Source organism: Pantoea phosphatilytica, assembly GCF_051025615.1.
Classification (GTDB): Bacteria; Pseudomonadota; Gammaproteobacteria; order Enterobacterales; family Enterobacteriaceae; genus Pantoea.
Genome location: NZ_JBPFDF010000001.1, coordinates 1594565 through 1614750 on the forward strand (window position 1 = coordinate 1594565; position 20186 = coordinate 1614750).

A 20186-nucleotide genomic window follows, 5' to 3' on the forward strand; every position below is an offset into this window, starting at 1 on the left:
CTTTATTCACAAATCTGCATGAGGTTAGTTATTTTTCACATATAGCAGTCTGACGCTTTACTGTTACTCTTCTCCTCCGGCTGAATTAATTCACTCTACGCAGCGCAATTTCCGGAAAATAACATGCAACTCGATTTTCGCCAGGTCAGAGAGGATGAAGCCGATGTTTATCTGGCTCTGATGCATGCTGCTTATGCGCCCGTTAAAGCGCTGGGCATTAAATTTGATGCCGCCACCGCTGACCGCGCGATGGCACTACACCATCTGCAGAGTCATGGCGTGTATGCGCTCTATGCTGACGAGAAGATGGTCTCTTCAGCCACCGTTCGCTATCCCTGGGGACCTCTGCCTGGCCCCTTTGGCCTGCCACATATTGGCTGGTTTGGCGCGCATCCTGACTATCCCGGCCAGCACTTTGGTCGCCAGGTGCTGGAGTGGATCGAACAGGAGATTCTGACGGGTCAGCTGCGCGCCCCGGCAGTCTCTCTGGGCACGGCCACCAGCCATCCGTGGCTGCAGGCGATGTACCTGAAGCGCGGCTTCCAGCCGATGCATACCCGCGATCTTGGCAAAGGCCATATCACCCTCTACATGAAAAAAATTCTGGACCCGGCGGCACATGATGTCTGGTTACGCCGTCAGACAGCAGAACAAGGGAGCGCACCATGAGCATCACTATTTCCGCCACATTAGACGATCAGCTAATCGCATTCCGTCATGAACTGCATCAGTTTCCGGAATTATCGAATCAGGAGTTCGACACCACAGCCCGCCTGCGCGCGCAGCTGGAAAAGCATCAGATACGTATTCTCAGTCTGCCGCTGAAAACCGGCCTGGTCGCAGAGATTGGCGCGTCAGCAGGCCCGCTGATTGTTCTGCGGGCCGATATCGACGCGCTGCCTGTTGAAGAGCAATCTGGCGTCAGCTATCGCTCACAGCGTCCTGGCGTGATGCACGCCTGCGGACACGATTTTCACAGCGCGGCGGCACTGGGCGCGGCGATCCTGTTAAAGCAAGAGGAAGAGAATCTGCCCGGTCGGGTACGGATCCTCTTTCAGGCCGCGGAGGAGACGGGCCAGGGTGCGCCGGAGGTGATTGCCAGCGGGGCATTAACCGATGCGCTGGCGATTTTCGGTATTCATAACGATCCGTCCCTGCCCGCTGGCGTCATTGGCTCAAAAGCCGGGCCGCTGACCGCCGCCGTCGACCACTTTGAGATTGCGATTAGCGGCACTGGCAGTCATGCCGCTAAGCCGGATCAGGGTAATGATCCCATCGTTATTGCGGCCCAGATTGTTGCTGCTGCGCAGACGCTGATCAGCCGCAATGCCCCTTCTGCTGACAACGCCGTGGTCTCTGTCACCCAGATCCACAGCGGCAGCACCTGGAACGTCATCCCGGACAGCGCCTGGCTGGAGGGCACCGTTCGGACATTTTCACAATCAACCCGGCAGCGCCTTGAGCAACGCTTCCGGACGATTGTGGCGGGCATCGGGGCCGCCTTTGATGCACAGATCAGTTTTAACTGGCATGCCGGGCCACCTTCGGTGGTCAACGATGCGCACTGGGTGGACGTGGCTTTACAGCAGGCGGAGCGCAGTGGATTTGAAGCACGCGTGGTTGAGGCGAGTCCGATTGGAGAAGATTTTGCCTTCTACCAGCAGCGGCTGCCAGGCGCTTTTATGATGGTGGGTACCGGTGAACCCTATGCGCTGCATCACCCTGCTTTCCGGGTTAATGATGAGGTGCTGATTCCCACGGCGCGCTATCTGGCCAACCTTGCGCGGGCGGCACTCAGCTCAGCGGGGCGTCCCCAATGAACCTGACTGCGGCGCTGGCTGCCGCGATCCTCGACGGTCAGCCGGATGCCGCCGCGCACGAGCATGCACGCGAAGGCATCCGGGATTTTCTGGCAGTGAGCTGGCCGATACTCCAGGGCAAGGTGCCGGATAGTGGCTTACCGGCTCTTCGTCACCTCTGGCAGGATCGTAGCCTGCGTTCGCAGGCGCTGCTGCTGGGCTATGCGGGACATGCGCTGGACTACGACGACTTTCATGCTGATTTCCGCGGTCATCCCAGCGTAGTGATCCTGCCTGCGCTCTTTGCCTGGCAGCAGTATCAGCCCAAACGCCCTGAGCAGTTTCTGGATGCCTACGTTACCGGTGTGGAGATGGCCGGTCGTCTTGGGCTGGCCGCCACTCAGCAGCACTATGCACAGGGGTATCACAATACAGCAACGCTGGGCACCCTTGCCGCGGCGGCGGCGCTGGCGCGCCTGCTGGAGATGGAGAGAGAGGCTACGGCCACCCTGCTCGGCATTGCGGCGACCCAGGCCAGCGGTTTACGGGCGCAGTTTGGATCGGCGGTAAAACCGCTTCATGCAGGCTTCGCCGCTGAACGTGCCGTAACGGCGGCTCAGCTTACCCTGGCCGGATTCGATGGCCGCCAGCAGGGAGTCATTGAAGCCTTCCTTGCCGCCAGTAGCGCAGGTCAGGCGCAGCCGGAGACGGTAATTGAAAACTGGGGCAGCCCCTGGCGAATCATTACGCCAGGACTGGAGTTCAAACCCTTCCCGACCTGCGCGGGCACCCATAGCGCGGCAGAAGCCGCCCGCATTCTGCGTCAGCAGTGGCTGGCGGCGGGCAAATCTCTGGATGCCCTGCTCAGCCAGATCGTTGAGATCACCGTTGCCTTTCCACCGGGCGGTGATATTGCCGCCTCAATCCGGACGCCGGCTAACGGCATTGAAGCGCGATTCAGCCTGGAATATGTGATCGCCGCCATGCTGATTTATGGCGACCTGCGCCTGGAGGATTTCGCCGAAGGCAATCTCAATCAGCAGGTGATGCCGCTGGCCAGCCGCGTACGGCGGACGCCGGATGAGACTGCGCCGCCGGATGCCCTTAATCCTGCCCTGCGCTTTCATGTGGTCACGTTGAGGCTTTCGGATGGCACAACGCGGCATCAGCGGCGGACGCGACAGGCATCGCTGGCGGAAGGCGTGGATGTCGACAGCAAGCTCCACCGGGCGCTGGATGACGCGCCGCCCGAACTCCTTGCTGCTGTCAGTGCCCTGCGGTCAGCAGCCGACCTGCAGACGCTGACCGGAGCACTGAACCGCTAGTCTGCTATTGCGGGGGAGTGAACGCCTGAACGGGCGTAATCTCCCCGGCGAACTTTCTCACCTGGACGACGGTAATCTGTCCGCTGCATCCCTGTGTGAGCGAGGAGGTAGCGATATCCATCGTCAGCACATTAGGATTTCCGTGACGGCATAGCGGGCGGGCCGCGGTGGGATCCACCGGGTCGTACCAGGCGCCGGTGGGCAGCTGAACCACACCGGGCATGATGGTGTCGGTGAGACGGGCGCTGGCGAGCACATGACCCCGATCATTAAAGAGTTCGATGATATCCCCCTCCGCGATCGCCTGCGCGACCGCATCGGCCCGGTTCAGAGTGCAGACTTCCCGACCGCTCCGCTTGGTGCTCTGGCTGTAATCGCCAAAATCGAGCTGACTGTGCAGCCGTGAAGCAGGCTGGTTGGCAATCAGCCAGAAGGGATAGCTGGTACTGGGCTTTTGCTGCGGCTCGCGCCATACGGGATGACCGGGACAGTCGTGATATCCAAAGCTGGCGATTACCGCGGAGAAGATCTCAATTTTTCCGTCTGGCGTTGGCAGCGGCGCGGCGTCGGGGTCGTCACGAAACGCCCTCATCATGCGGCCACCATCCTTTACCTGCGGTAGCTCCAGCACGCCCTGCTGCCAGAACTGGCTGAAGTCAGGCGTCTGTATCGCATGAGCCGCCAGTTTTTCCTGCAGCTGACCGTAGAGATGCTGTAGCCAGTCACGCGCATCGCGCCCTTCGCTGAACGCCGATTCCCTGCCCAGACGCCGGGCCAGGTCACGGAAAATCGTATAATCATCCCGGGCTTCGGCATAGGGCGCGGCCACGGGTTGCATGGCGACTAAATGGCGATCGGTCGGCGCACCACCGATATCCTCGCGCTCCAGCGTCATGTTGGCAGGCAGAACGATATCCGCATGGCGTGCCGTGGCAGTCCAGGCGCTCTCGTGAACGATCAGCGTGTCCAGCTGGCAGAATGCCTGGCGCAGCCGCGCCAGATCCTGATGATGGTGAAACGGATTGCCACCTGCCCAGTAGGCCAGCCGGACATGGGGATAGGTAAGCTGACGACCGTTGTAGTGAAATCGGGTACCGGGATGGAGTAGCATGTCGGCGATACGGGCCACCGGAATAAAGCGGTCGATGCCATTTTTACCCTGCGGCAGGGCTGGAAAACTGACCAGATTGTGATGCTTGCCATAGTGGCCGAGCGCCCCTAAGGCATAGGTGTATCCACCACCGGGCAGTCCCGGTTGTCCGAGCGCTGCCGCCAGCACCAGGCCAAGCCATACTGGCTGTTCACCATGCTCAGCACGTTGCAACGCATGAGCTACGGTGATGAGAACGCGCTTGCCGTGAAGCTGCCGCGCAAACTGACTGATGATGTCACTGCTGACGCCACAGATTGCGGCCGCCCACTGCGCGTCACGGACGATGCCATCTTCCTCACCGCGAAGGTAAGCGACCATCTGCGGCCAGCCGACACAGTAACGCGCCAGAAACGCCTCATCAGTCAGCGATTCCGCAATCAGCACGGCCAGCAGTCCGAGCATAAATGCCGCATCCGTGCCGGGCCGCAGTGCCAGCCACTCGCCCTGCGCCTCATCAGGCAGATCGCTTTTCAGCGGACTCACTGAGATAAAACGGGTTCCGCGCTGGGCGGCACGCTCTATAAAACCGCGCTCGGTATGCTCACTCAGGCCGCCGCTGGCGACCTGCGAATTCTTCAGCGCCAGACCGCCAAACGCCAGAACGACTTCACTGTGCCCGGCAATCTCTTCCCAGCTGACGCCACGTCGTGCGATCTCGTTCATGTCACCGATAATATGCGGCAGCAGGACCGAGGCCGCACCGGAACTGTAACTGTTGACCGAACGGACATATCCCCCCATCACCGTATTCAGGAAACGGTGCACCTGGCTTTGTGCGTGATGAAAGCGGCCTGCGCTTGACCAGCCGTAAGATCCACCAAAAATGCCTTCCGGACCATAAGACTCTCCGACCCGCTGAAGCTCCTGTGCCACCCGCTGACTGGCCTCTTCCCAGCTCACTGCGACATATTCGTCCGCTCCGCGACGCTCATCCGGACCTGGCCCGTTTTCCAGCCAGCCACGGCGTATCATCGGCTGCGCGACGCGAGCCGGATGATTCAGTGCCTGACGAAAGTTCTGCAATAGCGGACTGGGATCGGGATCGCCACGAAAGGGTTCAATCAGCAGTTGATCGTCACTGTTCTGGACGTGAAAAGCGCCCCAGTGAGCGCTGTGCATTACCGGTTTCTGCGTCATGCTGATTCCTGATTACCCTGAAAGACGGTGCTCAGCGCACCGTTGCAATGAAGTTTCTGACCCGTCCGTTGTCTGGATCGTCGAGAACCTGCTGCGTCGGGCCGGCTGCCACAATCCGGCCATTCTCCATAAACACAATGTTGTCGGCGACCTCACGGGCAAAGCCGATTTCATGGGTGACAACCACCATCGTGATACCGGAATGTGCCAGTTGCTTAATGACCTGCAGCACCTCCCCCACCAGCTCAGGATCAAGGGCGGAGGTCGGCTCATCAAACAGCATCACGCCGGGATCCATCGCCAGTGCGCGGGCAATCGCCACGCGCTGCTGCTGACCACCAGAGAGATTCTGTGGCCACTCATCTTCGCGGCCAGAGAGCCCCACCTGCTTCAGCAGCGCCAGCGCTTTGGTGGTGGCCTGATGGCGACTCTGCTTTTTCACCCGCATCGGCGCATCAGTGATGTTCTGCAAGACGGTACGGTGGGGAAACAGGTTGAACTGCTGAAACACCATGCCAATTTCTGCACGCTGACGGGCAATCGCACTGCTGCTGAGTTCATGCAGCGCCTGACCTTTTTGCCGGTATCCCACCATCTGGCCACCGATGCGGATTGTTCCGCCATCCAGCTTTTCGAGATGATTGATACAGCGCAGCAGCGTCGATTTACCGGAACCGGATGGCCCCAGGATTACCGTGACCGACCCGGCAGGGATATCGAGGTTAACCTCATCAAGAATGGTGACACCAGAGAAGCGTTTGGTGACTTTGCGCAGTGCGATTGCTTCAGCCATTGCTCACGCTCCTCTGGGTTTTGGGAAGTGGAGCACGCGCTAATGACGCAAACAGGCTTCGCCTCTCCCGTCGCGTCACACCGCGACCAAAGTAGCGTTCGACATAATACTGACCGACAGAGAGTACGGAAGTCATCAGCAGATACCACAGCGTGGCGACCAGCAGCAGCGGTATCACTTCATAGGTGCGCTGATAAATAATCTGCGCCGAAAACAGTACATCCTGCAGCGAGATGACCGAGACCACGGCGGTGGTTTTCAGCTGGCCGATAATCTCATTGCCCGCCGGGGGCAGGATGGCGCGCATCGCCTGAGGTAAGACGGTATGGCGGAAAATCTGCGCCGGGCGGTAACCCAGGGCGCGAGCGGCTTCAATCTGCCCGTCGCCTACGCTCTGGATACCGGCACGCACAATTTCAGCGGCATACGCGGACTGATGCATCACCAGCGCGATGACCGCCGCACTGAACGGACTGACCAGTGCATTAGACTGCGCACTCCAGATTTCCCCCCACCCCGGAATGGACAGCGCGATTCGGGGATAGAGGGCGGCAATGTTGTACCAGAGAAAGAGCTGCACCAGCATCGGCACACCCCGGAAGAACCAGGTGTAAGCCCAGCTCACCCCAGCCAGCACAGGGTTTGAGGAGAGGCGCATCAGCGCCAGCACCGTGCCAAAGGCGAACCCCAGCACCACCGATATCACGGTGAGCTGCAGCGTCATGATGACACCCTGCAGGATAGAGGGCGCCGTAAAATTTTCCGCAATCACCCCCCACTCAAAACGCGGGTTGTTAATCATCGAATGTGCCATCGCCACCACGCAGAACAGCACCACCAGCGCACTCAGCCAGCGTCCGTAGTAGCGTTTGCCCACGATTTTCAGATCGTCAGTGTGGTCCGGAATCTCGCTCATTTAAAAATCTCTTCATTGCGCCGCGCTTCGGTTACGGCACCGAATCCGATTCCCCAGTTATCGAGGATTTTCCGGTAACTGCCATCTTTGATTAACGAATTCAGAGCCGCCTGCACGGCTGGTTCCAGCGGGGAGGCTTTTGGAAACGCTACAGAAACCGGTGCATCGCTGACGGTGATTTCGCCGCTCATGGTCAGTGGTTTGATCACTTTGGTCTGCCACAGCAGCCCCTCATAAGGGCCGAGGAAGAATGGAACCCGCCCGCTGACCACCGCCTGCACGCCAGCCGGACGATCCGGGAATATCGCGACCCTGATCGGTGGCTTACCCGCTGTCTCACAGGCTTTGCTGGCCTCTTCCAGCCGCGTCACCTGGGTAGTACCGGAGCCAGCGCCAACCTCTTTGCCGCACACATCGTTCAGGGATTTAAAAGGCGTTACACCCGCATCTTTGCGGGAGATAATGCCCAGCAGGCTGGCGCTGTAGTAACCGACGAAGTCGATCTGTTTCAGGCGGGCTGGCGTGGCATTGATGTTTGACAGCGCGACGTCATAACGTCCGGTTTTCAGACCGGGAATAATATTGTCAAAGCCGCCGGTGTCGCGCCATTGCACGGCGATACCCAGACGCTCACCTACCGCATTCATGATGTCAATTTCACGACCGGCCAGCGTTTTATTATCTTCTTTATAGAAGGTCGTCGGCGGTGTGTTGGGATTGGTTCCTGCCACGATGTAACCCCGTTTGAGAATATCAGCAGGCAGCAGGCTCTTCAGCGCCGGATCCGCGTTAACATGCACGCTGCTCTCCGCAGGCACTGAGGGTTCGGCGGCAAAGCTGGCCTGTGCGCTGAGCGCCAGAGCTAACACGGACATTCCTTTTATAAATTTCACTGGAACCTTTCTCCTGATAGTTAAACTGTTCCCCCCAGAGGGAAAAATGATCGTGACCGTTCAGCGCTGAAAGTTTGATTAAACGAGGAATTCAGCACTTTTATCATTCTCGTAACCTTCGATTGTCATTCTCAGTGAAGACCGACGGCGATCACAAATGCTAAAAATGGCACTCCTTTGCTGAAATCCGGTAATAGCGAGGTGGCGCTGTTTTAAGCGGAGCGGACAGGCTGCAAATAAAGGCACAGATCCCGGCAATAAAGATCAAAAGAAACAATAACGGGTGTGGAGCTGGGGAGTTCACTGCATTAAAAGGCTAAAGATTAAGATCCTTATCATTATATTGATAAGGATCGCTGAAATCTTTTATCCCCTGCGCTCCATTTTTACACTTAATGTTGATTAAATTGATCAGGATCAATGTTTTTAAAACGGTCTTAAAAATGTATTAACTTAGCTGTCCCATCCTTAAATAAATCATTATAAATCATAAATTTAAATAAATAATGGATCCACTGGCAGACAGTTAGCCTCGTCGTTAAACCCTGGGAGATCTCATTAATAAATTTACCGGCTTAAAGGTAAATAAACTTAAAGTTTTTGTGATAGCGGACGATAAGAAGATCAGCCTTAAATTTAATCATTTTTCTGTTCTCTGCTTCTCACTAAAGGTAAAACCTATGGGCCTCTCTCAACGCATCTCTGATATTAAAATCGGAAAAAAACTGGGCGCCGGATTTATTCTCGTTATCGCGGCTTCGCTTGCTATTACCTTTATGGCTTTCGACTGTTTCCGCAGTATCAAAGACAACTCCGCCCGGCGAACGGTGACGGTCGAGATGGTCAACACCCTCAGCAAGGCGCGCCTGAACCGCACCCTTTTCCAGTACACCAAAGATCCTAAGTTTGCCGCGCTGAACGTTCAGGCGCTGAACGAGCTGGAAACCCTCTATAAACGTCTTTCTGCCTTTGAATGGGATGAAACCGGCCAGCAGAAAGTCACCGCAATGGGGCAACTGCTCGATCAGTATCTTAAACAGCGCGAGAAGTTCGTGGCCTCCGCTCAGTCAACCAACCGCGATCTGGAATTAATTAAAACCGACCAGCTGGGTGCCGTGGCGCATCAGCTCGAATCGCTGGATCTGGCTCAGACGCCTGATGCCGGGCTCCCGGTTTTCCGCCTGGCCGCTGCATTATTCGACGTGGTGAATACGGAAAAAACGTTTCTGGCACAACCCTCCGAGGCGGGCCGTGACGCGGTCATCGACAAATATACTGTCATCACCACCCTGAGTGAGCAGCTGAACGGCTTTAACCAGCCGGCGATCAACGATCTCACCCGCGCCGTCCTTACCATGCTGGCCCAGCAGCGCCAGCCGGTTACGCTCTACCTCGCAGCTGCAGAGAAAGAAAAAAGCGACTCCGCAGAACTGACCACCAGCGCAGAGCGACTTAACGCCGCGGTATCCGATATCTTTGCCTTCCAGTCCCGCTCTTCCGCCGCCTTTATTAAGCAGGCAGAGTGGCGCATTGGCGTGGCGTCACTGATCTGCGTCGTAATGAGCCTGCTGATCGCCTGGCAGATTACCCGCAGCATCACACGCCCGATCAAAGAGACACTGAATGTGGCCCAGCGCATTGCTGAGGGGGATTTAACCACCTCCCTGAACACCACACGGGGAGATGAGTTAGGCCAGCTGATGCAGGCCGTCGATGCCATGAGCGTCAGCCTGCAGACCATCATCAGCAAGGTACGGGATGGCGTCAGCAGCGTGGCTCGCGCCTCAGCCGAAATTGCGGCAGGCAATACCGACCTCTCCTCCCGCACCGAACAGCAGTCTGCCGCCGTGGTTCAGACGGCAACCAGCATGGAAGAGCTCTCCTCCACCGTGAAACAGAACGCGGAGAACGCTCACCATGCCAGTCAGCTGGCGACAGAGGCGTCGGTCAATGCCGGACGCGGCGGTGAGATTATCCGCGACGTCATCACTACCATGAGCAGCATCAGCCACAGCTCGGGCAAAATTGGTGAGATCATTAACGTCATTAACGGCATCTCGTTCCAGACCAATATTCTGGCGCTGAACGCTGCCGTTGAAGCCGCACGCGCCGGTGAACAGGGCCGCGGCTTTGCGGTGGTTGCCGGAGAGGTGCGTAACCTTGCCCAGCGCAGTTCACTGGCCGCGAAAGAGATCGAAACGCTGATTCGCGAGTCACTCGATCGGGTGCAGGATGGTTCTGAATATGTGGAACGCGCCGGAACAACCATGAATGACATCGTGCGTTCGGTCAGTCAGGTCAAGGATATTATGGGTGAGATTGCTGCCGCCTCGGATGAGCAGAACCGCGGCATTTCGCAAATCGCTACCGCTATGGCTGAGATGGATTCCACGACCCAGCAGAACGCGGCGCTGGTTGAGGAGTCATCCGCAGCCGCTACGTCGCTGGAATCCCAGGCGGATGAGCTGGAAAAAACGGTCGCCGTGTTCCGTCTCTCTGCGGTGCAGCACAGCATCAGCCGGGCTGCGCCGGTCGTGACGCCACGTCTGGTGCCCGCCATGCCGGTTAAAGCTTCCTCAGATGCAGGCTGGGAAAGCTTCTGACGGCAGGCTCAACCGATTCGTAATCATCCCGCCAGCCTTGCTGAAAGGAGGCTGGCCGGGATCGCCTCTCTGCCTGACACGTCTCTGCTGAACAGGCACGTCTGCGAAGATGCGGCAGAGGAGAACGTTATGGTTGATGGTGAGAGCTGAAACCGTCTGGCCAGCGTCTGAAGAGATTCTGTGAGGGGCCAGGCTCAGGTAAGAAAAGGCAGTGTGGCTGGAGGAGTGTCGTCCCTGACAGTTTCTCCGGCCGGTCTACGCTCTCGCGCAACCGATGAGGTCGTCCGCTTCGTCGTTTTCCGGCCGGAGCCGGACTACGTCCACTGGCGTCAGTTCAGTTGCTGCTAGTTCAGTTCGTCGTTCAGGCCTGCAAGTGTCTGCAGGTACGGCACCTGCTGTTGAGCAACCGCCGGTGACTTAAAACTACTCAGCCAGTTTCTGGCTTCGGAGATTTGCGCCAGCCGATGAGCGTTGCTTTCAGATTTCGCCATGTAACCCAACTGAGTAAAAAGCGTTGCGATACTGATTTCTTTTTCACCCAGGGCAAGGCTAAGTGCCGCTTCACCAATAATGACGTGGCCTTTCTCGTCGTTTTGAATTAACACAGAAAATCCTCCATTAGGTACGAATTGATGACAACCTCACCAGAGACTGTAGTCGTAAAAAGAATAACTGCCCGAATAAATCACTAATAATCGCGAAACCTGCTGAACAAACGTACTTACTATTTTTTCCGGATTGTTCTGTTTGTCGCTGCCCACCCGGCCTGCCAGACTTGCTGATCATTCTGCTTCCGGATGTCACCATGAAACTTTCTGTTCTCCTTACGCTGCTGGCGGCGACGGTCTGCTCCGTTTTTACGGCTTATGGCCATCTTGCCTCGCAGCAGCTGAGCCTGTCTTCCGTAACAGAAAGCGACGAATCCTGACATAAAATGCACATCCTGCCCGACGTCGTGATTACTCCGGCAATCGGGTATAATCCGCTGCCCTTCTGCTGCTGGTTGCCCGATGTCTGCCATTAACGATACGTTTATCGCCCCGCCCTGCGTTGAGGCGATTACCCTTATTTTTCAGGACGAGCATCTGCTGGTTATCAATAAACCCAGCGGACTGCTGAGCCTGTCCGGTAAAAATCCGCTGAATCTCGATTCCGTGCATCATCGGCTGGTGGCGCGTTTTCCCGGCTGCACGCTGGTTCATCGGCTCGACTTTGGCACGTCCGGGCTGATGGTGGTGGCACGCAACAAGGGGATTAATGCGGCGCTGTGTCAGCAGTTCAGCCAGCGTCGCGTCAGCAAAAGCTATCAGGCCCTGCTGTGCGGCCATCTTGCCGATGATGATGGGGTGATTGATGCCGCGATAGCGAAAGATCCGGCGCAGTTTCCCAGAATGGTGATTTGTGCAATCGCGGGTAAACCCGCACGCTCACGCTATCGGGTTATTGAACGGGGGATGTTTCCGGGAAATGGCAATGGGGCATTGCCGGTGACGCGGGTGACGCTGACGCCGGAAACCGGACGCACCCATCAGCTGCGCATTCATTGCCAGCAACGGGGTCATCCGATTCTGGGCTGCGACCTCTATGGCGGCAGATTACTGCCCGGGTCAGAGCAGGCAGCGCGGCTGATGCTGCACGCCAGCGAACTGACGCTGACGCATCCGGTCAGCGGTGAACGCCTGACGCTTTCCGCGCCCAGCCCGTTCTGACCCGGCCGGGCATTACCACATCAGATCGTCCGGGACCTTAAAGTCCGCATAAGGATCGTCTTCGTCCTCAGCCTCTTCGCTTAATGCGCTGTTTAAGACGATGGCGCTGGCATCACGCTGGGCAATTTTGTCCGCCACGCTGGCCGGGATAATCGCGTACTGGTTTTCACCTTCCTTCTCCGCAACGAGACACGCGATGGCGAGGCGGCCATTGATCAGCTGAGTCTGCGTCGGCTTATCGACCATGATTTTCTTAATCAGGTTGTTGTCGGTAAAGTTGAAGCTGATGGTGCCGCGCGACACGTCGATCCTGTTCATTTCGATCAGCTGTTTGATCTGCGCCCGGTACTCTTTCGACAGCACAGCCAGCTTCTGCTGCTCGTTCAGCTGCTTATCCCGCTCAAGCTGGGCCTTTTTGTTATCTTCCACCGCTGCCCGGGCTTCACGGGCCTGAACCCTGGATTTTTTTGCCGTTCGCTTAACCTTATCCATTTTTTTGCTGGATACCAGTCCCGCTTTCAGCATCTGCTCCTGCAAGGTGAGTTTTGTCATTGTCGTCTCTGAACCTGTTAAAGTATTCCCCGGATTATACCCGTAATCGCCAGGCGTGTGCCAGGCGGCCGCGGCGATAGCGGGATCCCCCTGCACACTGTGCTACCATTCTCCGGTCAAAATCACCCTGTTGAGTACCATGTCTGAATTAACAAAACGTAAAAATGACCCTGAAGGGCTGAAGAAACGCATTATTGCCGGCGCGCTGAAATCCTTTGCGGAGTTTGGTATGCAGGGCGCCAGGCTGGAGCAGATTGCCGAACATGCGCAGACCACCAAACGTATGGTGGTCTATCACTTTGGCAGCAAAGAGCAGCTCTACATTACCGTGCTGGAACAGGTTTATCAGCAGATTCGCCAGCATGAAACGGGCCTGAATCTGGCGGCGATGGAGCCGGAACTGGCGATGACGCGTCTGGTGGAGGCGAGTTTTGATTATCACGTCGCCCATCCCGATTTTATCCGGCTGGTCTGCAGTGAAAACCTCCTGCGTGGCCGTTACATCACCCAGTCGCCGCAGATTAAAACCGTTAACCGCAGCGCGCTCGATCTGCTGGATGACATCCTGTCACGCGGCCAGCAGCAGGGGATCTTCACTGCCGACGTCGAAACCCTTGATGTCCATCGCCTGATCAGCAGCATCTGTGTGCATCATGTCTCAAACCGCTATACCTTCAGCGCCCTCTTCACGCCGGACAACAGCGAAGAGGAGAGTATCCGGCGCAATCGTCAGCTGGCTGTGACCGCAACACTTCGCTATATCCGCAAATAACAGGGCGTTGCCCGGGCTCCGCTTACACATGGTCTACGCTTAGTAAATCTATGTCATTAAACCCTGTAAAAGGAATGCTGTTGTGAGCAGAGACGCACGCCTCTATCCGCTTCGCCAGACCCATATTGAACCCGACGATGATGCGCTGTGGAACTGGGCACAGAATGCGCAAATCGGCACACGCCACCAGGTCCATCGCCCTGCCAGCGAAGCGGCGTTGCAGAAACTTATCCAGGCGTCCCACGGTCAGATCCGGGTGATTGGCAGCAAACTTTCGCCGGGCCGTATGCTGAAGGTCGGCAAAGACGATTTACTGCTTGATCTCAGCGCGTTGCGCGGCCTGATCGCCCATGACGACCACAGCGTCACCTTTGCTGGCGCGACGCCGCTGGAGCAGGTTTATCGCTGCCTGACCGAAATGAATCGTATGCTGGCCTCGTCGCCAGGCGTCATTGCGATTCAGACCCTGGCTGGCGCGATGGCCACAGGCACCCACGGCCAGGGTTTGCAGCAGAGTTCGATAGCCGATGAGGCGCTCTCTGTACGGATGGTGCTGGCCGATGGCAGCGTGCGCGAATTTGTGCGCGGTGAAGCCGACTTCCCGGCGGCGCAGGTGTCACTGGGCGCGCTGGGGATCGTGACGGCGGTAACGCTGCGCACGCAGCCGTTCCGCATCTTTACCTGCCATAAAAACGCCGTCTCTGCCGACTCGCTGGAAGAGGATCTGCTGCGCTGGAATGAGGAGTATACGCTGAGCAAAGCCTGGTGGTTTGTTGACGATAACCTGATGCACGTCTGGAACGCGCACGAAGCCAGTGATGAAGAGCGTCAGCGCTACGAAGCACAGGGCCGCCAGGTGGTAGAACACGAGGGTGACGTTGACGAAAGTCTTAACGACACCATCGACCAGACGCTGGCGCATATGCACCGCGATACGCAGATTCACGGCAAAGGCGGCAAGCAGTTTCGCACCGTTACCCGTTTCCGCGACTTTACCGATGTGACCGGGGATATTTACCAGCTCTTCTGCCGCGGCATTGCGGTGCCCCAGATCAACGTAGAGATCGGCGTGCCGCTGGCCAAAACGCCCGCCATTATCCGCCGGATCAAGGCTTGGTATGCGGAGAATCGTCCGCATATGCACTACCCGATTATCCTGCGCTGCACCGGTGCGTCATCCGCGTGGCTCAGTCCGGCGGCGGATCAGCCCACCTGTTTCTTCGGCTTTGTGGTCTATTACGCCGACGACGGTTCGCTGTCGCAGGAGGGGCTGCACTTCCTGACCGAAGTGGAAAAACTGCTGGCTGAGGAGGGTGGCCGCCCGCACTGGGGTAAATATTACGATGAAGAACGCTATAACTGGCGTGAGCTCTATCCGCAGTGGGACGCCTTCCGCGCCCTGCGCAGCCAGCTCGATCCCCGGGGTCGGTTGGGCAATGACTATATCACGCCACTTTTTGACTGATTGAGGAACGCTATGTTTGCCTGGGTAACGCTGTTAACACAACCCGATTATCTGGTGGGCGTCAAAGCGCTGCACCGTTCACTGCAACAGAGCCAGAGCGCGTGGCCGCTGGTGGTGATGACCACCCCAGCGATTTCTGAGGCTGACTGTCAGATCCTGCAGGATGCGGGCTGTGTGATTAAGCCGGTAGTGCCACTCTATCCGCGTGACGACCTGGCGCAGCATTACGCATCGGCGCAGTTCGGCGAAGTCTGGACCAAGCTGCGAGCCTGGCAGCTCACCGATTATCAGCGCGTGGTGTTTCTGGATGCCGATATGCTGGTACTGAAAAACATGGATGAGCTGTTTACCCTGGATCTCGAAGATAATGCGCTGGCTGCCTGTCACGCCTGCCGCTGTAACCCGAATAAGATCGCCTCTTATCCGCCAGCGTGGCAGCCCGAGCAGTGCCATTACACCTGGCAGGCCCGCGGTGAAACGGCCCCTGCTGAGCTGGATGTCTATCTGAACGGCGGTTTTCTGGTGCTTGAGCCGGATAACGCGGTGTTTGATGAGCTGGAAAAGCGCATTGCCGCCATTGACGATCTCAGCGCCTATCCCTTCTCCGAGCAGGATCTGCTGAACGAAGTCTTTGCCGGACGCTGGAAACCCCTCTCTTACATCTACAATGCGTTAAAAACGCTGCCGTTCCAGCACAGCGGTCTCTGGCAGGATAATCAGGTGAAGAACCTGCACTATATTCTGGCCAAGCCGTGGAAGCGCGATCTTAACCAGCCCGAAAGTGAGCGCGACCGCTTTTATGCGCTCGACAGGCTGTGGTGGGAAAAAAGCGGCCTGATCTGATGCACACGGGCGGGAAACCCCGGTTCCCCGCCCTGCAGGGTTATGCCTGTCCGCTGGTGTCCGCCCTTACACGCTAATCCAGCGACGCTGCTCCGCAGACTGCGCAATCGCCTCCAGCACCTTCTGAACCTGTAGTCCCTCTGCAAAGTCAGGCCACATCCGATCGCCCGCCGCAATCCCGTTGATCAGGTCACGGATCTCCACCGTTTTCTGGTCGTTAAAGCCGATGCCGTGCCCGGCGGAGACGCAGAAACTGGCGTAGTCCGGATGAGCTGGCCCGGTCAGCAGGGTTTTAAACCCCTGCCGTCCCGCAGGCTCATCGTGCAGATAGAGTTCCAGCTCGGCCATACGCTCCTGGGTATAGCGCAGCGTGCCTTTGGTGCCGGTAACGACGTAGGTCAGACCCATTTTTGCCCCGCAGGCGATGCGTGAGGTTTCAATCACACCATGCGCCCCGTTGCTGAACCGCAGCAGCGCGCTGGCCTGATCCTCATTCTCTACCGGCAGTCGCTGCCCGGGCGCTTTCGGGTCCGGCCGTGAGGTGATGACCGTCATCATATCGCCGCTGACCTCCGCAATCTCCCCCACCAGATAGTGCGCCATGTTTACGATATGCGCGGCGAGATCGCCCAGCGCGCCCAGTCCCGCCAGTGCTTTCTGGCAGTGCCAGTCGAGCGGCGTTTCCGCGCGGGCGAGATAATCTTCGTTATGGGTGCCGTAGAAATGAACGACCTCACCGATCTCGCCACCGGCGATAATCTCTTTCGCCAGCTGGCTGGTCGGGTTTTTCATGTAGTTAAAGCCGACCAGGGTTTTAACTCCGGCGGCCTGCGCGGCCGCCACCATCTCCTGCGCATCCGCCACGCTTAAGGAGAGCGGCTTCTCTGAATAGACATGCTTGCCGTGGCGTATCGCCTCCAGCGCCATCTCTTTGTGCAGAAAATTGGGCGCGCAGATATCCACCACATCAATGGCCGGATCGCTGACCAGCGCACGCCAGTCGCCCGTCGAGCGTGCAAAGCCAAAGGTAGCGGCCTGGCGGGCTGCCAGCTCAGGATTCACCTCGGCGAGCATCTCCCGCACGATTTCACCTTTCAGCGCAAACACGGTCGGGGCCTGCGCATAGGCTATCGCGTGGCAGCGCCCGATGTAGCCGCTGCCGATCATACCGATTCTGACTTTGTTCATTTCAACTCCGGGGATTCAGTTCAGGGTTGAAATGAAATCTACGTTTCGTTTCTGGTGCTGACAAAGCCGGAAACAGCAGTTTGTGACGGCAGTAAAAAACTATCCGTTAAAATCACGCCTGATGCAGTCTGACAAGCGTCGGGCCGCACCAGAACACCTCATAAACACCTCAGTTTTTCCGCCGCTTTCAGCGGCTTCATCAGCCTGCTCAGGCGCATTTTCGGGGCCTGGCACGCCGAAGTGGCGACTATTTCAGCAGTCAGAAAGATTTATGAAAAAGAGCTTTGACATGACCCGGCGTGGCCGTTACTATGCGCCCCGTTCAAACGATTCCTCTGTAGTTCAGTCGGTAGAACGGCGGACTGTTAATCCGTATGTCACTGGTTCGAGTCCAGTCAGAGGAGCCAGATTCGAGAAACCCGCTCAGGGTAACCTGAGCGGGTTTTTTATTGGCTGGCGTTCTCCCCTTCTCAGATACTCAGTTCAGAATGGCGTCCGGCCAGGCCGAATCATGCTGTCAGAACGGATGAAAGAATGCGTGCGCGTCTGGCCTCTGCTGATTACAGACAGCGGGCGGACAAAGAGGAACGAAAAAAAACTGCACCCTACTCAGCGGGTATGCCAGCGTTTGGGGTGCAGTGGTCTGTCAGAGGGTTTCAGCGATTAGAGATCAAACCGGTCCAGATTCATCACTTTGGTCCAGGCGGCCACAAAGTCTCTGACGAATTTTTCGCGGGCGTCGCTGCTGGCATAGACTTCCGCCGAGGCGCGTAACACCGCGTTGGAACCAAATACCAGGTCGGCACGGGTGGCGGTAAAGCGGGTTTCGCCACTGACGCGATCGCGGCCAATAAACTTCTCATTGCTGTTATCGGCAGCTTTCCACTCGGTGCGCATATCCAGCAGATTCACAAAGAAGTCAGTGTTCAGTGAACCGACATGCTGCGTGAAGATACCGTGCTGGCTGCCATCAAAGTTAGCGCCCAGCGCACGCATCCCGCCCACCAGCACCGTTAACTCCGGTACGGTCAGCGTCAGCTGCTGCGCCTTATCAATCAGCAGGCTTTCGGTGGTGGTTTTGCCAAAGCCGGTGCCGTAATTACGGAAACCATCTGCACGCGGTTTCAGCAGGTTGAACGACTCAACGTCGGTCTGATCCTGACGCGCATCCACCCGGCCAGGGGTAAAGGGCACATCAATCGGGACGCCCGCCGCTTTCGCCGCCTGCTCCACACCGACCACACCTGCCAGCACAATCACATCCGCCAGTGAAGCCTTGTGGGCTTCGCGCTGAATGGCTTCCAGCGTCGGCAGAACCCGTGCGGCAACGGCATTAACGTCCCATTCGCGCTGCGGCAGCAGGGCCAGACGTGCGCCGTTGGCTCCGCCACGTTTGTCGCCGCCACGGAAGGTCGAGGCTGAAGCCCAGGCCACCGACACCAGCTCGCTGACGCTCAGGCCGGAGGCGGCAATCTTCTCTTTCAGCTGCGCGATGTCCGCAACGGTCGGATGGAACACCGGTGCAGGCAGCGGATCCTGCCAGATCAGATCTTCCTGCGGTACTTCAGGTCCGATGTAGCGCGCTTTCGGCCCCATATCACGGTGAGTCAGCTTGAACCACGCGCGGGCAAAGGCTTCGTTAAACGCCTGCGGATCGTTAAGGAAGCGACGCGAAATTTTTTCAAACTCCGGGTCAAAACGCAGCGTCAGATCGGTCACCAGCATAGTGGGCTTGTGCTTCTTCGTGCTGTCGAAGGCATCAGGAATGATTTCCGGCGCATCCGCCGCGACAAACTGAATAGCCCCCGCCGGACTGCGGGTCTGAACCCACTCATATTTGAAGAGGTTTTCGAAGAAGTAGTTGCTCCACTGTGTCGGCGTCTGCGACCAGATCACTTCCAGACCGGAGGTAATCGCATCGGCACCGACACCGCTGCCGTGGCTGCTCACCCAGCCCAGACCCTGGGCTTCGATCGGCGCGGTTTCCGGGTCGACACCAACATGGCTGGCGGGTGCCGCACCGTGGGTTTTACCCAGCGTATGGCCGCCTGCGATCAGTGCCACGATCTCTTCATCGTTCATACCCATGTTGCCAAAGGTCGCACGAATCGCCGGGGCAGCCGACGCGGGATCGCCGCTGTGTTCCGGCCCTTCCGGGTTGACGTAAATCAGGCCCATCTCGGTTGCACCGAGTGGAGACTGCGCCAGAGACTCCGGATGACGGTGTTCCAGCCAGGCAGCTTCTTCACCCCAGTTCACGTCCAGGTCCGGTTCCCAGACATCTTCACGACCGGCACCGAAACCGAAGGTGCGGAAGCCGGCGTTTTCCAGCGCGACGTTGCCCGCGAGGATGTAGAGGTCGGCCCAGGAGATCTTCTGACCATATTTCTGCTTGATTGGCCACAGCAGGCGACGCGCTTTATCCAGACTGACGTTGTCCGGCCAGGAATTTAACGGAGCGAAGCGCTGCTGACCACGACCTGAACCACCGCGTCCGTCAACGGAGCGATAGGTTCCGGCGCTGTGCCAGGCCATGCGAATAAACAGGCCGATATAACTGCCCCAGTCAGCCGGCCACCAGGCCTGAGACTCGGTCAGCAACCCTTTTATGTCGGCTTTCAGTGCTGAATAATCCAGTTTTGCAAATTCTTTACGGTAATCGAAGGTGTCATCAAGCGGATTAGAACGGGATGAGTGCTGATTCAGCAGGTCAACACGGAGTTGGTTCGGCCACCAGTCGCGGTTAGTCCTGCCGCCACCCGGCGCCTGATTCGGCTGAGCAGACTTACCTGCATGAAAAGGACATTTGCTTTCGGGCGCTTCGCGATCGGCTTCGGCGATAGGCTTGGCATCTTTTGCATCTTCATCAACGGAATTGCTCATGGTCACACCTCTTTTTTGTATTTTCATCGCTACTCTATAGAGGATTTTCAGGATCGCACACCTGTCTCATCCTATCTGTTTGATAGCTTTTACCTTTTTATACACCTTCTTCAAAAGCTGAAAACAATGAACTGACACGCTTTACTGCGCTGACG

At 57.5% G+C, this 20186-nt stretch carries 17 protein-coding genes and 1 tRNA gene; 10 read left to right on the plus strand and 8 right to left on the minus strand.

What is annotated here, in order from left to right:
• The first annotated feature begins 123 nt into the window (after positions 1-123).
• Genes ACR6AS_RS07855 through ACR6AS_RS07865 form a run of 3 tightly spaced genes read left to right on the plus strand, consistent with a single transcriptional unit; the run spans position 124 to position 3124 of the window.
• The gene (locus ACR6AS_RS07855) at positions 124-669 is read left to right on the plus strand and encodes a GNAT family N-acetyltransferase (protein ID WP_140916865.1); all 546 of its coding nucleotides are present in this window, start codon (positions 124-126) and stop codon (positions 667-669) included.
• On the plus strand, positions 666-1820 hold the full coding sequence (locus ACR6AS_RS07860) for an amidohydrolase (protein WP_293771650.1): 1155 nt from the start codon (positions 666-668) through the stop codon (positions 1818-1820). The genes ACR6AS_RS07855 and ACR6AS_RS07860 overlap by 4 nt, the downstream gene beginning before the upstream one ends.
• Positions 1817-3124 (plus strand): MmgE/PrpD family protein, encoded by a 1308-nt coding sequence (locus tag ACR6AS_RS07865; protein ID WP_434161668.1) that lies wholly within the window; start codon positions 1817-1819, stop codon positions 3122-3124. Before ACR6AS_RS07860 ends, ACR6AS_RS07865 begins: the two co-directional genes overlap by 4 nt.
• 4 nt (positions 3125-3128) lie before the next feature.
• Here the strand turns inward: ACR6AS_RS07865 and ACR6AS_RS07870 are convergent, their stop codons facing one another.
• Genes ACR6AS_RS07870 through ACR6AS_RS07885 form a run of 4 tightly spaced genes read right to left on the minus strand, consistent with a single transcriptional unit; the run spans position 3129 to position 7998 of the window.
• A complete protein-coding gene (locus tag ACR6AS_RS07870; RefSeq protein WP_434161670.1) occupies positions 3129-5414 on the minus strand; it encodes a molybdopterin-dependent oxidoreductase in 2286 nt (761 codons plus the stop codon).
• 31 nt (positions 5415-5445) lie between these two features.
• Positions 5446-6207, minus strand: coding sequence for an amino acid ABC transporter ATP-binding protein (locus tag ACR6AS_RS07875; protein ID WP_128084518.1), 762 nt, complete (start codon positions 6205-6207; stop codon positions 5446-5448).
• Entirely contained in the window at positions 6200-7123 is a 924-nt protein-coding gene (locus tag ACR6AS_RS07880) for an amino acid ABC transporter permease (RefSeq protein ID WP_288474886.1), read from the minus strand. Before ACR6AS_RS07880 ends, ACR6AS_RS07875 begins: the two co-directional genes overlap by 8 nt.
• Positions 7120-7998 carry an ABC transporter substrate-binding protein gene (locus tag ACR6AS_RS07885; protein ID WP_375717121.1) on the minus strand — a complete coding sequence of 293 codons (879 nt, stop codon included), beginning with the start codon at positions 7996-7998 and terminating at the stop codon, positions 7120-7122. Before ACR6AS_RS07885 ends, ACR6AS_RS07880 begins: the two co-directional genes overlap by 4 nt.
• A 698-nt stretch (positions 7999-8696) precedes the next feature.
• Between ACR6AS_RS07885 and ACR6AS_RS07890 the strand changes: the two genes are divergently transcribed.
• Positions 8697-10619: a methyl-accepting chemotaxis protein gene (locus tag ACR6AS_RS07890; RefSeq protein ID WP_434161672.1), complete on the plus strand. Its 1923-nt coding sequence runs from the start codon at positions 8697-8699 to the stop codon at positions 10617-10619.
• A 344-nt stretch (positions 10620-10963) separates the two neighbouring features.
• Here ACR6AS_RS07890 and ACR6AS_RS07895 read toward each other — a convergent pair whose 3' ends face one another.
• Positions 10964-11224, minus strand: coding sequence for a hypothetical protein (locus ACR6AS_RS07895; protein WP_111140690.1), 261 nt, complete (start codon positions 11222-11224; stop codon positions 10964-10966).
• Between the two features lie 200 nt (positions 11225-11424).
• Between ACR6AS_RS07895 and ACR6AS_RS07900 the strand changes: the two genes are divergently transcribed.
• Complete coding sequence (locus ACR6AS_RS07900; RefSeq protein WP_434161674.1) at positions 11425-11547, plus strand: hypothetical protein; 123 nt, start codon at positions 11425-11427, stop codon at positions 11545-11547.
• A gap of 82 nt (positions 11548-11629) precedes the next feature.
• Complete coding sequence (locus ACR6AS_RS07905; protein WP_111140692.1) at positions 11630-12328, plus strand: RluA family pseudouridine synthase; 699 nt, start codon at positions 11630-11632, stop codon at positions 12326-12328.
• A gap of 12 nt (positions 12329-12340) precedes the next feature.
• Here the strand turns inward: ACR6AS_RS07905 and ACR6AS_RS07910 are convergent, their stop codons facing one another.
• Positions 12341-12880, minus strand: a complete 540-nt coding sequence (locus ACR6AS_RS07910) for a DUF2058 domain-containing protein (RefSeq protein ID WP_434161676.1) — start codon at positions 12878-12880, stop codon at positions 12341-12343.
• Positions 12881-13019: 139 nt separating this feature from the next.
• Between ACR6AS_RS07910 and ACR6AS_RS07915 the strand changes: the two genes are divergently transcribed.
• From ACR6AS_RS07915 to ACR6AS_RS07925, 3 genes are all read left to right on the plus strand, one after another.
• The gene (locus ACR6AS_RS07915) at positions 13020-13652 is read left to right on the plus strand and encodes a TetR family transcriptional regulator (protein WP_434161678.1); all 633 of its coding nucleotides are present in this window, start codon (positions 13020-13022) and stop codon (positions 13650-13652) included.
• 82 nt (positions 13653-13734) lie between these two features.
• Entirely contained in the window at positions 13735-15117 is a 1383-nt protein-coding gene (locus ACR6AS_RS07920) for a D-arabinono-1,4-lactone oxidase (protein WP_111140695.1), read from the plus strand.
• 12 nt (positions 15118-15129) lie between these two features.
• Positions 15130-15960 carry a glycosyltransferase family 8 protein gene (locus ACR6AS_RS07925; protein ID WP_111140696.1) on the plus strand — a complete coding sequence of 277 codons (831 nt, stop codon included), beginning with the start codon at positions 15130-15132 and terminating at the stop codon, positions 15958-15960.
• Between the two features lie 66 nt (positions 15961-16026).
• Here the strand turns inward: ACR6AS_RS07925 and ACR6AS_RS07930 are convergent, their stop codons facing one another.
• Positions 16027-17148 carry a Gfo/Idh/MocA family protein gene (locus ACR6AS_RS07930; protein ID WP_111140697.1) on the minus strand — a complete coding sequence of 374 codons (1122 nt, stop codon included), beginning with the start codon at positions 17146-17148 and terminating at the stop codon, positions 16027-16029.
• A gap of 331 nt (positions 17149-17479) precedes the next feature.
• On the opposite strand from ACR6AS_RS07930, the gene ACR6AS_RS07935 reads away from it, so the two are divergent.
• A tRNA-Asn gene (locus ACR6AS_RS07935) sits at positions 17480-17555 on the plus strand.
• Positions 17556-17811: 256 nt separating this feature from the next.
• Here ACR6AS_RS07935 and katG read toward each other — a convergent pair.
• Complete coding sequence (gene katG / locus ACR6AS_RS07940; RefSeq protein WP_293771680.1) at positions 17812-20031, minus strand: catalase/peroxidase HPI; 2220 nt, start codon at positions 20029-20031, stop codon at positions 17812-17814.
• Between the last annotated feature and the right edge of the window lie 155 nt (positions 20032-20186).

Coding starts and splice junctions, on each gene's coding strand:
- ACR6AS_RS07890 (WP_434161672.1), top strand. CDS start 8,697: ATGGGCCTCTCTCAACGCATCTCTGATATTAAAATCGGAAAAAAACTG.
- ACR6AS_RS07865 (WP_434161668.1), top strand. CDS start 1,817: ATGAACCTGACTGCGGCGCTGGCTGCCGCGATCCTCGACGGTCAGCCG.
- ACR6AS_RS07880 (WP_288474886.1), bottom strand. CDS start 7,123: ATGAGCGAGATTCCGGACCACACTGACGATCTGAAAATCGTGGGCAAA.
- ACR6AS_RS07855 (WP_140916865.1), top strand. CDS start 124: ATGCAACTCGATTTTCGCCAGGTCAGAGAGGATGAAGCCGATGTTTAT.
- ACR6AS_RS07870 (WP_434161670.1), bottom strand. CDS start 5,414: ATGACGCAGAAACCGGTAATGCACAGCGCTCACTGGGGCGCTTTTCAC.
- ACR6AS_RS07925 (WP_111140696.1), top strand. CDS start 15,130: ATGTTTGCCTGGGTAACGCTGTTAACACAACCCGATTATCTGGTGGGC.
- ACR6AS_RS07910 (WP_434161676.1), bottom strand. CDS start 12,880: ATGACAAAACTCACCTTGCAGGAGCAGATGCTGAAAGCGGGACTGGTA.
- ACR6AS_RS07860 (WP_293771650.1), top strand. CDS start 666: ATGAGCATCACTATTTCCGCCACATTAGACGATCAGCTAATCGCATTC.
- ACR6AS_RS07875 (WP_128084518.1), bottom strand. CDS start 6,207: ATGGCTGAAGCAATCGCACTGCGCAAAGTCACCAAACGCTTCTCTGGT.
- ACR6AS_RS07885 (WP_375717121.1), bottom strand. CDS start 7,998: ATGTCCGTGTTAGCTCTGGCGCTCAGCGCACAGGCCAGCTTTGCCGCC.
- katG (WP_293771680.1), bottom strand. CDS start 20,031: ATGAGCAATTCCGTTGATGAAGATGCAAAAGATGCCAAGCCTATCGCC.
- ACR6AS_RS07930 (WP_111140697.1), bottom strand. CDS start 17,148: ATGAACAAAGTCAGAATCGGTATGATCGGCAGCGGCTACATCGGGCGC.
- ACR6AS_RS07900 (WP_434161674.1), top strand. CDS start 11,425: ATGAAACTTTCTGTTCTCCTTACGCTGCTGGCGGCGACGGTCTGCTCC.
- ACR6AS_RS07905 (WP_111140692.1), top strand. CDS start 11,630: ATGTCTGCCATTAACGATACGTTTATCGCCCCGCCCTGCGTTGAGGCG.
- ACR6AS_RS07915 (WP_434161678.1), top strand. CDS start 13,020: ATGTCTGAATTAACAAAACGTAAAAATGACCCTGAAGGGCTGAAGAAA.